This is a genomic window from Paenibacillus alginolyticus DSM 5050 = NBRC 15375, from assembly GCF_000422905.1.
GTDB classification, from domain to species: Bacteria; Bacillota; Bacilli; order Paenibacillales; family NBRC-103111; genus Paenibacillus_E; species Paenibacillus_E alginolyticus.
Map to the genome: position 1 here is coordinate 17308 of NZ_AUGY01000091.1, position 15425 is coordinate 32732.

The 15425-nt window shown below is 42.3% G+C and carries 18 protein-coding genes and 1 pseudogene; 14 read left to right on the top strand and 5 right to left on the bottom strand.

The window, feature by feature from the left end:
* Nucleotides 1–280 precede the first annotated feature (280 nt).
* From G519_RS0130615 to csaA, 4 genes are all read left to right on the top strand, one after another.
* Nucleotides 281–580 (top strand): heme biosynthesis protein HemY, encoded by a 300-nt coding sequence (locus G519_RS0130615; protein ID WP_029197904.1) that lies wholly within the window; start codon nucleotides 281–283, stop codon nucleotides 578–580.
* Between the two features lie 88 nt (nucleotides 581–668).
* A complete protein-coding gene (locus G519_RS0130620) occupies nucleotides 669–977 on the top strand; it encodes a hypothetical protein (RefSeq protein WP_029197905.1) in 309 nt (102 codons plus the stop codon).
* 299 nt (nucleotides 978–1276) lie between these two features.
* Nucleotides 1277–1693, top strand: coding sequence for an HIT family protein (locus tag G519_RS0130625; RefSeq protein ID WP_029197906.1), 417 nt, complete (start codon nucleotides 1277–1279; stop codon nucleotides 1691–1693).
* A gap of 104 nt (nucleotides 1694–1797) precedes the next feature.
* Nucleotides 1798–2127: a chaperone CsaA gene (gene csaA, locus G519_RS0130630; RefSeq protein WP_029197907.1), complete on the top strand. Its 330-nt coding sequence runs from the start codon at nucleotides 1798–1800 to the stop codon at nucleotides 2125–2127.
* Between the two features lie 252 nt (nucleotides 2128–2379).
* Here csaA and G519_RS48050 read toward each other — a convergent pair whose 3' ends face one another.
* Nucleotides 2380–3237, bottom strand: coding sequence for a transposase (locus tag G519_RS48050; protein ID WP_051253832.1), 858 nt, complete (start codon nucleotides 3235–3237; stop codon nucleotides 2380–2382).
* Nucleotides 3234–3968: a transposase gene (locus G519_RS48055; protein WP_051253833.1), complete on the bottom strand. Its 735-nt coding sequence runs from the start codon at nucleotides 3966–3968 to the stop codon at nucleotides 3234–3236. Before G519_RS48055 ends, G519_RS48050 begins: the two co-directional genes overlap by 4 nt.
* 157 nt (nucleotides 3969–4125) lie before the next feature.
* On the opposite strand from G519_RS48055, the gene G519_RS0130640 reads away from it, so the two are divergent.
* The 3 genes from G519_RS0130640 to G519_RS0130655 all read left to right on the top strand — a co-directional run bounded on the left by G519_RS0130640 (nucleotide 4126) and on the right by G519_RS0130655 (nucleotide 6290).
* Nucleotides 4126–4446, top strand: coding sequence for a hypothetical protein (locus G519_RS0130640; protein ID WP_029197908.1), 321 nt, complete (start codon nucleotides 4126–4128; stop codon nucleotides 4444–4446).
* A 415-nt stretch (nucleotides 4447–4861) separates the two neighbouring features.
* Nucleotides 4862–5581: a nuclease-related domain-containing protein gene (locus G519_RS0130650; protein ID WP_029197910.1), complete on the top strand. Its 720-nt coding sequence runs from the start codon at nucleotides 4862–4864 to the stop codon at nucleotides 5579–5581.
* On the top strand, nucleotides 5574–6290 hold the full coding sequence (locus G519_RS0130655) for a hypothetical protein (RefSeq protein ID WP_029197911.1): 717 nt from the start codon (nucleotides 5574–5576) through the stop codon (nucleotides 6288–6290). Before G519_RS0130650 ends, G519_RS0130655 begins: the two co-directional genes overlap by 8 nt.
* Before the next feature lie 37 nt (nucleotides 6291–6327).
* Here G519_RS0130655 and G519_RS0130660 read toward each other — a convergent pair whose 3' ends face one another.
* Entirely contained in the window at nucleotides 6328–7245 is a 918-nt protein-coding gene (locus G519_RS0130660) for a tyrosine-type recombinase/integrase (RefSeq protein WP_029197912.1), read from the bottom strand.
* A 152-nt stretch (nucleotides 7246–7397) separates the two neighbouring features.
* Here G519_RS0130660 and G519_RS0130665 point away from each other — a divergent pair, with 152 nt between their 5' ends.
* The 7 genes and pseudogenes from G519_RS0130665 (at nucleotide 7398) to G519_RS45325 (ending at nucleotide 13044) form a co-directional block, all read left to right on the top strand.
* Entirely contained in the window at nucleotides 7398–7655 is a 258-nt protein-coding gene (locus tag G519_RS0130665; RefSeq protein ID WP_029197913.1) for a hypothetical protein, read from the top strand.
* On the top strand, nucleotides 7624–7887 hold the full coding sequence (locus G519_RS0130670; protein ID WP_029197914.1) for a type II toxin-antitoxin system RelE family toxin: 264 nt from the start codon (nucleotides 7624–7626) through the stop codon (nucleotides 7885–7887). The genes G519_RS0130665 and G519_RS0130670 overlap by 32 nt, the downstream gene beginning before the upstream one ends.
* 115 nt (nucleotides 7888–8002) lie before the next feature.
* The gene (locus G519_RS0130675; protein ID WP_029197915.1) at nucleotides 8003–8302 is read left to right on the top strand and encodes a hypothetical protein; all 300 of its coding nucleotides are present in this window, start codon (nucleotides 8003–8005) and stop codon (nucleotides 8300–8302) included.
* 30 nt (nucleotides 8303–8332) lie between these two features.
* Nucleotides 8333–9256, top strand: a complete 924-nt coding sequence (locus tag G519_RS45320; RefSeq protein WP_051253834.1) for an RCC1 domain-containing protein — start codon at nucleotides 8333–8335, stop codon at nucleotides 9254–9256.
* A gap of 724 nt (nucleotides 9257–9980) precedes the next feature.
* A pseudogene (locus G519_RS53745) lies at nucleotides 9981–10076 on the top strand (hypothetical protein); the annotation flags it as partial.
* Nucleotides 10077–10270: 194 nt separating this feature from the next.
* On the top strand, nucleotides 10271–12565 hold the full coding sequence (locus tag G519_RS0130690; RefSeq protein ID WP_244280283.1) for a helix-turn-helix domain-containing protein: 2295 nt from the start codon (nucleotides 10271–10273) through the stop codon (nucleotides 12563–12565).
* A gap of 206 nt (nucleotides 12566–12771) precedes the next feature.
* Nucleotides 12772–13044 carry a PIN domain-containing protein gene (locus tag G519_RS45325; RefSeq protein ID WP_051253835.1) on the top strand — a complete coding sequence of 91 codons (273 nt, stop codon included), beginning with the start codon at nucleotides 12772–12774 and terminating at the stop codon, nucleotides 13042–13044.
* Between the two features lie 935 nt (nucleotides 13045–13979).
* Here the strand turns inward: G519_RS45325 and G519_RS53750 are convergent.
* Together G519_RS53750 and G519_RS45335 are read right to left on the bottom strand one after the other, a co-directional pair.
* On the bottom strand, nucleotides 13980–14318 hold the full coding sequence (locus G519_RS53750; protein WP_369073757.1) for a transposase: 339 nt from the start codon (nucleotides 14316–14318) through the stop codon (nucleotides 13980–13982).
* Nucleotides 14230–15306 (bottom strand): transposase, encoded by a 1077-nt coding sequence (locus G519_RS45335; protein WP_036633693.1) that lies wholly within the window; start codon nucleotides 15304–15306, stop codon nucleotides 14230–14232. The genes G519_RS53750 and G519_RS45335 overlap by 89 nt, the downstream gene beginning before the upstream one ends.
* Nucleotides 15307–15425 lie beyond the last annotated feature (119 nt).

The window sequence follows — 15425 nt, forward strand, 5'->3', positions numbered from 1 at the left end:
TGGTCACGGGCTGTCACAAAGTAGATAAACACATTAGAGCGGCTAGCCTCTTCATAGATAGGCTTTCCATTTTCCAAGGGTAGGCTCCACTTAAAGGAACGTAGAAGAATAACGGCACTAACTCAGGGGAATAAGATAAACAAAGGTATCATGGTTTATCTAACTTTAAGGAGTCTAATTTGATGACAAGGAGAAATTGGAAGCTATCATTCAGATATCTTGACAAAACATTCTGTAACTAATAGTATTACAGTATAAAAATGAATAGGGGTCATCCAACATGAAATGTAAAATCAATCGAAATGCCGCTAAGGTTTTAAAAAATATGCTGAGTAGTGAAGAAGCTGTAGGGAAGATGATTCGTGTATTTATTACGCTGAATCATGGAGATCATGCTCATTATGATGTGAAGCTGGATACACCTACTGAACATGATGAAATCGTAGAAACAGACAAAGACATTGAAATTTTACTAGATAAACGAGAAAACCTTTTAGATGGGGTTTGGATTCAATATTTTCATGTGCCTGAAGAAGGTTTTTTTATAACGAACCCTTCAACTGGATTTCTTGAAAAATAAGAGAATGCTTGCTTAAGTAACAATCTCAGATGGTTGAGAACCCCCATGTTTCTACACATGGGTTATTTTTATATTGGAGGAGTTTCAAATGGGTCAACGCTATCGGATTACAAGAGCACTTCAGGAAAAGGACAATTCGGAGAAAACAATATCTTTGGAAGAGTGCAAACAGTATTTTACCTCTAAACCGGACTTTTCCTATACATCCGTGTTTACGGTGACAGGTACTACCAGCATGTCTATTGAGGGAGATTTCTTTATGTGGAGCTACGGCGGTACAAAGATTCCATTCCGGCATTATCAGGGAGATATTTACGTATCCGGAACCAATGAAGCAGTGATCCCCAAAATGACGGAGGTTGCGGGCGATTTGGGAGCGGATGTGCTGGAAGGGTAAAATTGGAGTCGTTTCAGCTATAGCTTTCTGAGCTGAAGCATACCAAATTGGACTCTAACTAGGCTCAAATAACCATATGAAAAGGCAGCCGGCAGATGGCTGCCTTTTTAATTTACAGCGCAGCATTGTTAACTGAATTAATCTGAAGTTTTGTTTTTTGGACCAATTTTTTTTCATGGCAGCCTTTTGGTCAGATAAAGGGCAGTATCGTGCTTTTTGATTTGGAATAATGTGGTATTATTGTAGTCAGACAATTTACGAAAGGAAACGGTTGAACTTTTAAGAAAGGAGAGATACGAATGGATTGCCTCGGGTGTCGAATTTCTAATGGGATGGAGCCAAACGTAAATATTATTTTCGAGAATGAGTTGATAGCCTGTGTTCTTGATATCGCTCCGTTTAACGAAGGTCATACGCTAATACTCCCCAAACAACACTTTTGGGACGTCGAAGATATGGATACTGGTACTGCGCACTGCATAATGGATACTTCAATGAAAATATCTAAGATATTAAAACAAATATTTCAGCCAGACGGCATTTCTATATGCCAGAACGGCGGGGTATTTAACGACTTAACACACTATCATATGCACATTATTCCAAGATACAAAGGTGACGGATTCACCTGGAGCGAACCGCTATTCCCTAATGGCGCAGAAAAACGTTTAAGAGGAACTAGAGATAGAATCGTAAATGCACTAAATTCTTTGTAACGGGAAACGAGATTTGAAGAAATACCGTCATGTTTGATTTATTTTGTGGAGGGACCCAGTGAATGTAGTTGATAGCTTAATTATCAAAAATGGAGGCATCGATCGTGGTCACAATTGAGGATTTTATGAAATTAGATATCCGTGTCGGTACTGTAATTAAAGCAGAACCTTTTCCGGAAGCTCGAAAACCTGCAATAAAATTAGAAATCGATTTTGGAGAGATGGGTATTAAACGTTCCTCTGCTCAGATTACACAAAGATATGAATGCGAACAGCTTATTGGACGACAAGTCATCGCCGTCATGAATTTTCCTGTTAGACGCATCGCAGGTTTTAAATCTGAGGTGTTGGTCATTGGCGGTGTTCCAGAAGAAGGTGATGTGGTTCTCTTAAAACCGGATGAACCTGTTAAAAACGGTACACCAGTTGTGTGAGCATTAGTAGATACAGGACACTTGGGGTCGGGAGGGTACTTCCGATCTCTTTGTGCTGCTTAAATGTCGACAAAATAAGCGTTTCGCTCATCTATAATGTGACAAACTTTTATCCAATGAAAACTTATAATATGATTTGACCCCAAAAAGGTTGGTCTTCAGATTAGTCTCATAGTACCTTTTAAACGCTTCAAAGTGTGAAAAGTGGAAATCTTTTGGCCGTTTTGTAACCGTGAGGCAAGTGACATTAGATTATGCCGTTCTTGCTTTGTACTTCGTCGCTGATTTGAAGTTGTAGGCTAGAATTTTAGCATGTATCCAGATTTTTGAGCGCAGAAGTCCCCTGACAGGGAGATCGTCTATTTGGAATCCCCGTCTTAGTGCAGACACAACGCCCTCGACGCCAGCTCTGAATTTTGAGAGTTCCCGGTGTCTTTCAGTTCCCATACTGCTACGTATCGAATCCGATTGAAGTTTTGTTTCTGTGAAGCGAACGTTGTTATATTTCTGTTGTTCTTTCATGGGGCATTGTTCTCGAAGTGGACAAACGGCACAATTGTTTTTGTCAAATTTGGCTGTATATAATTGTTTACTTGCTTCGTAAGTGGCACGAATCGGTTCGTAACCTGCTGGACATTTGACGATGAGTTGCTTTTCATTTCTTTCGAATTGCTGAACAGGTAAGGTTTCTTTCGCTGCTTTACGACCTGTCATACTAGAAAGATTCAGTTCGATGTGTTTTTCCTTTGCTGCTTCTATGCTAGTCTGTCTGTAATAAGCGCCATCGGCAGCCAGGATCTTGATCTGAGCCGCAAGGGGATCATCTTGAATAAATGCTTCACCGAATGCAGCGTCGCTGTGCGTATTCTGCTTCACATCGTGACTAAGGATCAAACCGACATTCTTTTTGGGATCACGGACTTCAACCAGATTAACAGACAACCCAACATGGCCTTTGCCACCCTTATTACGGTAAGTAGCGTCTGGGTCTGAGGGGTTTTGCAAGCTCTCTGGTGAAATCTGCTTGGCATCGATCGCGATCGCGATTCCTTCTTCGGTTTCAATACATTGTTCATTGAGTAAACGAGAAAGATGCTGGAATTCTTTCATTTCGCGCCACTCCGGATGTGTACAGCATGACGATACAACGTTGCAGCTTGCTCAATTTGAAAGTCCAGCTTGGATCCAGCTTCCGCGCTTTTTGTATGATATAGCGTTTGGTTGAGGTGTTCTTCTTTCAGATAGTCTTGAAAACCTTCTGGTACGAAGTCGGCATCTAACTTGTTAAGCCCTTTGACCATGTTTTGAACGACTTTGTACACAAGTTCAAGACGGCTCAGCTTCTTGCAAGAGCTGCTGAACATAAAGGAATCCATCCGGGCCATGCTTTTATCCAAATGAATGACTTCAGCCAGCTTCTGAGACAGAGCATCGGTTTCTTGCTTTAATAAGTCTTCCTGGGTCTTGCTTTCATGTTCAACTAAGCGCTGCCTAAAGTTCGTGATCGTGTTGATGCAAATACTCTCTTTTTCAAAGTCGCTGATCCCAAGCGCATATTGATAACGGTAATCGAAGTACAATGATCCCATCAGTTGATCATCGGTCAGATTGTGCAGCTCTTTGAGAATGAGTAAGCTAACCAGGATATTCACAGGTTTGTTCGGGCGGCTATATTGGGAACTGTAGAGCGTAGAAAACCGATCTTCGTCAATGGATAGAAAGATGTCGTTGTAGAAATCCTCAGCCCAACTTTTACGAAGATTCTCTACGATCGATTTAGGTATATTCATGAATGGATCGTCTATCGATATTTGCTGTTCTTTTCTGCCACGTTTATACATGTTTCCAACCCCCGAGAACCGTACTATTTGACTTAATTATACCATTTCCGTGGGCATTCTTGGGGAATTTACGCTGATTTCAACCTTTTTGGGGGAGAATCATATTTATCTTTATGTTAAACGAAAATAAAAGTAACTAAAATCGAGGAGAAACATAATGGATGATCGTAAATATTTAAAAAATTGCATTATTGCTTTTATTATTGGGTTGATCTTAATTGGTTCTGGAGGATTCAAAGATCAGCTACAAAGTGGCCATTATTGGGTGCTTCTATTTGTCGGTTATGTTGGAGTATCTCTCTATGTTGGTTGGCGGATTCTTCGCTCATTGTTCATTGATTCCTTGAAGACCGGCAATATCATTGGCTGCCTAGTTATACCTGTTTTAATTCCTATATGTATCATAGGTTCGTTTTTAATAGGGATGTTTGCTAGTATTCCGATGGTGCTTCGTTCAATATTACGAATACGTAGATAAGCAGCTACTGGCGATGTTACCTGGTTAGGTGGGCGGCCAGCGCTGTAATAAGAGTGACGTTAGATTGAGCAGCTGAATAATGAAAGAGGTGATACTCCTGCAAGACATAATATGTGGTGCTTGTGCACAGAAAACCAAATTACCCCTTGAGGAACGTGTAAACATTGCACTTTCAATTAGAAGAGGTGAATCATATTTGTGTAAGATATGTCTAACCATCAAGTTGCTCCCATTAAATCGTAATCAAGATCAAGCAGTGACTATTGAAGAAGAAGTTCCTGAAACTCCGTTCGTAAGCAGTAGTAGGGAACACCGGATTTCGTCGCAAATCATTGAACAAATCCGTTTGTTTGATTGATTCGTAATAACTCCATCTTCGATGGTCAAATAAGAATGAAAGTAAGAGGTCTCCTTTATGCTAAATTATCATATTTTCTCAATTTCCCTTGGTGCATTAGGTATTATTTTACTTGTCATTGCGAATAAGTTGCCATTACTAATGCAACAAATACGAGTGATAAAACAAAAAGCAATAAGTAAGAAAAAAGAATTAGAAAGACTTGAAAAGCTAGAAAAAACACGAGCGATGAAAGCCGCTGGCGATAAAGGTGAAAAATCAGTCCAATTTTTATTGGACCATCTCGATACCAACATATATAAGGTTTGGAATGGCATATATTTACACCATCACGGAACAGAACATGAATTTGATCATCTCGTCGTTGGCCCGAGTGGACTAATTCATATAGAAACAAAAGTATATTCTGGGGAGCTAACATTTACCCCAAACGGAATCGAGCAAGTCAAAACCGATAGGTATGGTAATCGTCATGATAAAAAAATATTAAAAGACCCGACCGGACAAATCATTCTTCACGAACTGTTATTAAAAAAGATATTGAATGCCAACCAACTCATGGATGTGAATATAACGAATATTCTTTGTATTGCACATGAAACAGCACAAATCATCGGTTCACCCGTTAATCCTTCTATTTTTGTCTGTAAAGAGCCGGCTCTTTTACACATTATCAATGAACAATCATCATCCATCGATTTAGAAACACAAAATAATCTCATTGATGCTATCGATTCAGCGATTGTAGAGAGAAGAAAGGTGGCAGAAAATGCTTAGATCAGTCCAACTTTCAATGTATATTATTGGTGTATGTTGTTTAATAGGTGCCGGTAGTGTTGAAGTTTTGGGGACTGTACATCAAACTGCTAGTGATAAGGAAATAACTCCAATTGCTTCTTTAAAGCCGTACGATTCTTCCTTATCTCCAACTCAAACGCAGCCAGCAAGCCCGATTCAATCACAAACACCGACACAAACACCAATAGCGACACCATCACCTAAACCTGTAGGCACTCAGACTCCCCCTACGGTGTCTGTCAATCAAGTGCCCTCCAAAGTAGTAACTAACTTAGATCAACCAACTAAAGAACCTGTAAAGCCAGTCTCGACACCTACAATAGCGGTGAAACAAAGCGATGAATCTTTAGTTAACTATCAGGCTGATAAAGAAAAGTGGGAATCATATAAAAATGCGATGCTGGAGCAATTAAAATCATTTTCAGATAAAGAACCCGTTAATTTAAATACAAGTGTCAAAACATTTTCATCAGAATGGGATCTAAAACTTCTTCAACTTTCTGCAAGTACAAAGCCTAAAGTTGAGAATGACTCCTTTGATCTATTCGGTAAAAAAATGGAATTACAATCCAGTGTAACAAAGGTTAAAAATGATATTGGGCGATTACAAAGCCTAAATGTCCAATTAAATACATTCGCCGAGATCAGGCGGTATTTGCAAATATTGCATCCGTTCCTCAGGAGTTAGCAGTTCCCTTACTCTCGCGTACATCGTTCTCATCCCCTTATTGCCAAGCTATTTTTTCTACTTCCGATTGCAGATCCGCACGAGTCGCCTTGACGTAAATCATCGTTGTGTCCAGACTATCGTGTCCCATAATTTGTGCCAAGCGGTGCAACGGAGTGTTTTCTGCCATCACGTACCCGAACCGGTGTCGTAGATCGTGGGCGCTCAATCCTTCGAGTCGCGCCGATTTCATGTATTTTTGAATCACATGGCGTAAAGCTCGTTCGGTTAATCGATCGCCAGTTTTCTCCGATGGAAACAGATACGAACTATCCGAAGGAAAGATTGCCAGATATTTTTCTAAAGCAGATCTGCATGTAGCGTTCAAAGGTACTTCCCGCTGTTTATTCCGTTTTCCGGATCGAACCGTAAGCTGGCCGCTACGTTTACCGATTTGAATATCTCCGGGAGCCAGATCGCATACTTCCATTGTTCGTAAGCCGGTGTGAAACATCACGATAAGAATCGTCTGATCCCGAAGAGAAGCGCCGTGCTCAGCCGCAGCGATCAATGCAGCTTCTTCTTTGTCTGTCATCTGCCTGGGACTTACTTTTTCTTCTGGAACCAATTTAACCGGCTTCGAAGGGTCGCGGCGAATCCTGGAATCCGACACGGCCCACTCGAAAAAACGTTTCAGGGTTATAAGGCGTCGATTAATGGTCGCCGGTTTCAATTCCATTACTTTTTGAGCGGCTTCCCGATATCGTGTTAATGTTGGAGTCGCCACATCTTCAATTCGAAATACAACCTCTTCCTCTTGGTGATTGGCCGTTTCAAACCAGCCGATAAAATGTTTTAGATCGCTTGCATATTCTTTTAGTGTTTTGGGATTCAAATCTTCGTGGGTGGTGAGAGCATGAATGAAGTCCTGAATCGCCTGCTCGCCCTGTTCCGAAATCCCCGGTGTCTCTCTCATTAGCAAAGCCTCCAAATCTTGACTTACATTAGCGGACATGGTATTCTTATCTTAACCGAAACATTAGCGGACATCAAGTGTATGCTTTGAAAACACCGAATGACCGCTAATCTAAATTAGCGGTCATTCGAAAATTGGGAGGTCATTCCTTCATGGTAGTACGTAAAGACGATTTGCATAGCCTGATTGAACGGCTCCAAGAACCCGATCAACAAACAGCTTTTGACTTTCTTCAATATTTGATCGAACGTTCAGAAAGAAAGCCGCTGAGCTGGGAAGAGATAGACCGGCAAGAACCCGATGACGAGCCTTTGACGGAAGAAGAACTTCGCCAGTTAAAAAGCGATGCCGGATATGTGTCGGGGGAGGCAGCCAAGCGTGAGTTTGGGCTACAAGTTGACTTACCATAAAGATGCGGTAAAATTTATCGTCAAGCAAGAGAAGCAGATTCAGGAACGAATTGCACAAGGTTTGAAAGGTCTACTCGTCATTCCTCCAACTGGAGACATTAAACCAATGAAAGGCTATGTCGGTTTGTACCGGCTGCGGGTCGGCTCTTTACGAGTTCTTTTCGAAATCAATCATGACGAGAAAGTAATTTACATACGGGCTATCGATTCGCGCGGAGGCATTTACAAATAAGGAGTAAAGATATTTACTATTGACTTTAGTAATATATTCACTAAAACTATGATGTATTGGAAACACGAACCTTAAACCATGGCTTACGCAAAAAAGCAAAAAAGGGGGGGTGGACTTGAAGCAAACACCATTGATGCGCTATGATTACTATCCTTGGCGCGTGAAGAACTACGATGATTGGGCGAGACAGGCTGCAGATCTTGGTGGCGGTATGATTGAATTTGAGCGGGCAACTCATTTGGAACAACTTTATTCTGATGAAAAGATATACACAGCAAAAGACCACGAGAAAAATATCCAGTGGCTGCGCGACCTTGAGTATGAGCTTGAACATGTCTGGACATTTCGTCAGAGGTCTGTGGCTCGTATGGAGAGCTTAGTGGATGACTATAAGCAATATGTTGGAATTACATAGAAAATAAGAGAGGAAGTACAGATATGATAGATGTTACATAAGCGGCTCCCAGCCTTGGTTTTATCAATCGTGCTGTTTCTGTCCATGGCTCCCAGTGTTAAAGCATGGGATATGGCGGCTTCAGGGGAATACACTATTGTTAGTATGGGGGGTGCTCTTACAGCTGCCATTAAGGCAGACGACACCCTTTGGACTTGGGGAAATAATAAGTATGGCGGCTTGGGGGACGGAACTACTACAAACCGTAACACACCAGTTAAAGTTTTAGACCATGTAGTTTCTGTTAGTGCTGGAGGTGGTAGTACATCTGCCATCAAGGAGGATGGCACCCTCTGGACTTGGGGAAGAAATGATTGGGGACAACTGGAGGACGGAACTACCACTAATCGTAATATTCCAATTAAAGTAATGGATAATGTGGCCATTGTAAGTGCAGGTGAATTCTGCACATTCGTTATTAGGACAGATGGTACACTATGGAAATGGGGAAGTATTGGTGGCAGTTCCTCAGCTAGAAAAATAATGGACAATGCAGTTGCTGTATCCGCGGGGAAACAAGGTGCCGGTGCTGCCATCAAGGAGGATGGCACACTTTGGACTTGGGGATTCAATGAATATGGAGCTGTGGGCAATGATACGACTACAGACTCCCTTTTTCCTGTTCGTGTACTGAATGATGTAGTTGCTGCCGGTGCAGGTAACAACTGTACCATTGCTGCTAAGAGTGACGGAACTCTCTGGGTTTGGGGAACAAATGAAGGTGGCATATTGGGTAACGGTGGAAGAAGCAACAGTGAGCATTACTTCAAAAATCAATCTTATCCCATCCAAACCATTCCCTATCAACTCACCGACTTCCAGACCGCCATTACTACTGATACGACAAAATCCACTGGTTTAACTGTTTCAATAGATGGTAAAAATGTTAAATTTTCTGATGACAGCGCAGTATAGCTTGGATAATAGATATACAATCTTTTGCGAGGATCAATATAACGGCTATCGGATTTTATTCATCCAATAGCCGTTATATTTTTATGTCTTTAATTCTTCCAATACGAATGAGTTGACTGTTTCTATCAATTTCTGTTGTTTTTCCAAAGGGTAATGTATAAGCTGCAGGTCACTTAATGGGCGGATATTTCCATTAAGTGACCTGTTCTTGTTTCTATGCCGGGCTGCGCCTGCAATCGCGAAGTAATGCTCCGATTTTTTCATACAGATCCAGGTGTGCATGTGTTGCAAAGAATTTCAGTTCGAATATGGTCACGCTCAATACGAAGAACCTTTTCGTGGGAAGCGGTTCTGTAATGTTCAATTTTTTTGCCACGTCCACAATTACACTTTGATTCGATTTCCTCGTCATAAACTTCCCAGTTTTTGTCGCCTTCACGTCTTTCAACACCCACCAAAGCCACCATCCCTTACTTTAATGTCTCAGTATATTTGTATCATAGATAGAAGAATGATTGGTAGACATATCCAGAATCCAAACTTAAAATCATTCGTTGCCCTTAGAGTAAGAAAAAACGCCTAGCCGACAGGATTTGAGGGCTTAGCGTATATTTTCGTTAAAATGTTGGCGGGACCCCATTTACTTCATCCGTTACAAGGCGATCGGTCCTATACTGCTTTGCAAGGGCCAAAGCATCCGTTCAATTAGCGGCCGAGCTTTGAGCTTATACACGGAAGAGATAACCAAACATTCGCTCCACAAGGCATGACAACCCGTGCGGAAAGCGCACAGGTCACCTTCAATTTACTTCAACCTTAAGAAATAGATCATGACAAGCTGCCCCTTAGGCGGCTTGTTTTGTGCGCCCGGCAACGCATTAACTAAAAAGTGAAAGTATAGCAACGCTACAATGCCCTTAGCTGATCTTTTTTGCTGTGTATAAGCGGGAAAAGGTTTACAGTTGCAGTTATCCATGCTAGGTTTAAAATGAAGTAGAAGGAGGATTGAGTATTGTGTTCAGAAGTAAGCGTTTCCGTAATAACTGGATATTGATTCTGATCATAACCAGTATTCCAGGACTTATCTCCGGGGGCTTGATTTATTGGCTGGCGGGGGATCGTCTGGAGAATGAGTTACTTCAGATGCACAATAAACAAATACAGCTGAGAGCGGCCAATATTGACGAACAATTCTCCTACTTGGAGATGTCGGTTGTACACTGGGCATTTGATCCAAATTTTAGTTATTCCTTGGGGAGTATCAATTTATCGCGCGATTTCGAGATTGGCCGCGACATCACACGAACGTTGACGATTATGAAGGGATCTAATCCTCTTGCTAAGCAAACGGATCTTTTCTTGGAAGGGTCCGCCCCCGTGCGCTTTCATCCAGAATATGAGTCGTTGTCGGATACAGCCCAGATTGAAGGCTACAGGCAATTGCTCGCGCAAGATAAGAAAGTGTTCTGGTCGCAGCGAACGCCCGAGTCAGGATCTTCCAGTGATAACTTAACTTTAACGATTAAAATACCTGAAACGGAGCAAAAACCTTTTGGCATCATCGTGGTCCAGCTCGATACAGCGAAGGTTGCCAACCTCTTGAAAACGTTAACCCCCTATGAAGAAGGCGGAACGTTCCTGATGCAGCAAAATGGCATTCAATTGCTGTCCAGCTCGGGGAAGGAGCAGGAGTCTCAGCTGGATGAAGCGCTTAAGAAAGCGGTTCTTGCCAAAAAGGCCAAATCCGGTTCATTTCTATTCGACTTGAACCAAACGACGTATACCGTATCCTTCGGTACGATGACGCGCATCGGAACGGAGTGGATGTACGTCTCCGCTTCGCCGATCAGCGCTATAACAAAGCCGGTCGTCTTTATTTCACAATTGATTTTGATGTTAAGCATTACAATGCTGCTGCTTGCTTTTATCTTATCTTGGCTTGCTTCTCGGCGAATTTATTCACCGATCAGCCGTCTAGTTAGCTTGTTGACTGGAAATTCGGCTGCAATCGCATTGGGGAAAGAACAGAATGACGATTTTAAGCTAATTGAGAAAGAATGGCTGCATTTAACCAGAGAGAGTCATATGCTCCAGAGCAAGCTGGAGCAGCAGCTTCCCCACCTCAAAGAAGGATTCCTGCTGCAGCTCGTTCAAGGATATCTCTATTCGTACTCCGAACAAGCTCTTCAGGAAAGAATGCGCAATTTTGGCTGGTCGGTGGGCAGTCATCATTATGAAGTTCTGCACATTCAATTGAGCGGCTTTGAGAACTTGGAAGGGCGGTTTTCGTTGGACGATGAAGGGCTCGTCACCTTCGTAGCCGCCAACATAACGAAGGAGCTCGCTTCGGGACGATTCGAGCAAGCGGAAGTATTGAATTTCCACGATTTATCAGTCGGCCTGCTGATTATGGTTCCGGAAGAAACCGAACAACGTGAAGCGATCAGAGCTTTTAGCCAGGAACTGATTGAGGCGATTCATCACGTGCTCAAAATGAGCGTAACCATCACGATCGGAAGTCCCGCCTTGTCTATCGTTCATGTGCCCTCACGCTTCGAAGAAGCGATGCAGGCGTCAAGCCAACGCCGCTTCGAGAACAGGAACCTTATTATCGACTTGGAATGTCAAGACGATTACGATAAGGAACATAACGAAATTCATTATCCATTCGCGCTTGAAAGAGAGATTCTTCAATCGATTCGAACCGGCCAGAAAGATGAATCGAAACAGCTTATCCAGGCTTTCCTGGAAGAGCTGCTTGAACGCGGTGCCAAGATGATCGACATTCATCAAGGGATGCTTCAATTGCTCGGCAGCATTCTGCATGCGATTCGGCTTTCAGGCATGGATCCGAACCGTATTTTTAAAAATGTGAATTTGTACGAGCAATTAGTGCAGTTCGGAGAGCCGCAGAAAATCATTGTCTGGATTCAAGATAAAGTAGTTGGTTCCTTCATGCAAGAACTGGAATCCCGATCCGACGTTCAAGTGAAAAGGACAGTGGAAACGGCGATGATTTATTTGCAGAACAACTATATGAATGAAATATCGTTGGACAGCTGCGCCATGTATACAGGTATGAATACGGTTGCGTTAAGCAAAGCGTTTAAACAGGTAACCGGCAAAAATTTCATAGACTATTTAACAGAGCTGCGAATTGAGAAAGCAAAGGAGCTGCTGCGTGATACGGATATGAAAATAAACGATGTCGCCGAGAAATCAGGATATCAGCCCAGCTATTTTAACCGGATCTTCAAGAAGCAGGAAGGCGTAACGCCGAGCCAATATCGGGATTTTAGTCGAAAATAATCTGCATAATGCCCTAAATGCCTACTGGATATTACCATACGTAGGCGGTTTTTTCGTGCGCCTCACAGTCGCATAATCTAGGTGGTTCAAATCCACCCGGTAACTTTGATGAGAGTTCAATCGAGGTAAGAGCCAAGTCGCCTCGTAGCTGACAGGCAACTGGTGGAAAGATCCTAAGGTTGAAGCCTATCGAGGGAGCAGCCGACATGGTAGATCAAGATCTGACCAAACGTTTTGAAGGCCGTATTCTGCCGATCGACTTAAATGTTATTATAACATGGGGAAGGGTCCAAGGAATTTCAGAAAAGAACGGGACGAAGCTCCCTGTGATGGATGGATTGATTGCCGCTACGGCGATTGCATGTAATCTAATAGTGGTAACCCGAAATGTTCAAGATATCGAGGTTGCCAGGCGTCTGTTTATAATCCTTGGGATGATGTTTACAATGGGCGTAATAACTGAATGTGAGATTACCTAATCACATGTTTTAGTTCAAAGAGCGAACGCCTGTTTTTATTTTATCACACTTCTGTAAGCAGCTCGGGAAAAAGAATTTAATGACGGAAAATAAAGAAGAAGGAGTTCAGTTGCGACTCCTTCTTCTTTATTTTGGACTGACAAAAATATCGATGGAAATATTATTTACTAGTTTTAAAGCAAACTTTTGCCAGAGAAAAAATTTTCGTTAATATGTTAACGTGAATACTAATATGCTGTTATAGAAAGCCAAGTTTTACTATCTTAAAAACTAGATTATGTTAATTTATGGAAACATAAAAGAGGAATTGGTATGAAATGGTTAATGATGAAAAAGCAAACTAAGTGCTGTACAGAAACGCGCAGTGAGGCCGAATCAAAAAAAGTCCGGTATCACTAAATTAAAGAGCGAACAGTCTACTTCTTAAAACAATCCTTAAGTGCTTAGTATCCGTTTACAAATGCACGTTGTAGATAACACGCTCTTCCTTCATTATGGCGAAGCGAATCATAATTGCATATATGAATCATAAAAATAGAAATATCGAAACAATCCGATACTTGTCGACTTGCGCAGTTGATTCATGAAGCCATTAAAAGAAGAGGTGATAACATTATCACGTTATCCGGTTATGGAGACGAGATTGCTGATGATTTGGAGACACAACTGGATGTTCTGGCCAGCGAAGGGATCCGAGATCTCGATTTACGAAGCGTTTGGAGTAAAAATGTGCTTGAGCTTTCAGACGAAGAAATTGTGCATATTAAACCTAGATTTCGCACTGTGAATAACTTAGGATGTGCATAACATTATCCACAAGGAAAATGCCAAAAGCATGCAAATTTGGATTATGAATTTGGGTTATGAACCTATAAAGGGTATAGCTTCCCCTCCCAGCAAGGGGTTACAACTTCGTTTCCAGTTGTCGTTTGTCGTCAGGTGATGTGACGGGATCGTTGTAGCATGGTTATCCACAACGCATTCTTTGCAAAGCCATCCCACAGCTTAAGCGTCCATTGTCTTGCATGCGAAACAAGTATCGCTGGTATGATCCAAAAGACCCTTCTCATGCGAGAGACTGTGTAACACTTTGCTGCGTCTGGCGCAACCTCGCTTTTAAATCCTTGGTATACGTTGTAAGCAATGAGTTTCAACATGGCATCAGCAGCATTTGGGTAAAAACCGTCATTGGTGATGGCGTCTAAGGCAAAGCCGTTCTTCGCTTCCTTGATGTAGTTTTCCATCCCGCAATGATGGTTGTAGAAACGCCATATATCTTCTCCCTCCCAGAGAAGGTTGGTGACGATCCATTCGTATTCCCAGCCATACTCTGGAAAAAGGGCCATTTGATCCTCGTCCACGACTTCTTTGGTACGAACAGCAATGATGAATGCGGCGGGGAATGCTCCAACCGTTCGCTTGGTACTCAAACTCCGTGTATTCGATAATGTGAGTTCCCTCATAAAATCGGCACCATGGTCTGCTGAGCGCCAGTTTGAACAAGGGATTGCTACGTTTCATCTTGATGACATAGCCGATCATCTTCCCTTCAGATGCCGCATACATCTCCTCGCTGCCAAATCCCTTGTCTCCACGGCAATAAAGGGTTTCGATGTTGTCAGGCAGACGGTTCAAAGTATCTTCCAGCATTTCGGGTGTGCCATCTGACGTGTAGGCATTACCGGCACGTAATTCAAAGTTCAAGGCGTTATGGCTGACACCGTCGAAGCAGAGCAGCGGGTGCAAACTTGCTTTCCCATGATCTCTTGGATTGTAACCTACAGCGGCTTTTTCTTGGTGACCATAGAGCGTCTCTACGGAAGAATCGAAATCCAGAATAACCGTCTTTTGATTCTTCAGTTGTCGCAAGTTCACCTGATCATTGACAAGCTTAAGCATCTGAATTTTTTCATCAGAGTCGAAACGATCCAAGTCTCTGTATAAGATCGTCGTGTCGGGTAATTTGCCGCCCGCAAGACCTAGTTCTCTAGCCAAAAACGTATCCTTCTCCATCTCTTCGAAGTGACAAATGCGTTCCTTTCCAAGCAGTCTTCCTGCAACTTGGGTCAGGCATATTTGAGGCAACGTATACGTAGCCGTGGGTCCCTTTGAAAACGTAAGCGCATCGGCAAAGTGATTCTCAATCTTCAATTTTTTCATATAGGTTAACACGGGGAGTGCCCCGCCAAATGTTGTGGCATTGGGAAGCGAAAACTCTACATTCATCTCTTTACTTGTGGATACATTTCGTTTAATATTCACCTTATGGGTGCTCCTCTCAAGGGTCTATGGTGGTCTCGATAACTTCCATTTTCCTTGATCTGGCGCACCTTTTCAACTTCTATTGACAATTTTATTGAGGTTCAACTGCGAAATCTAGG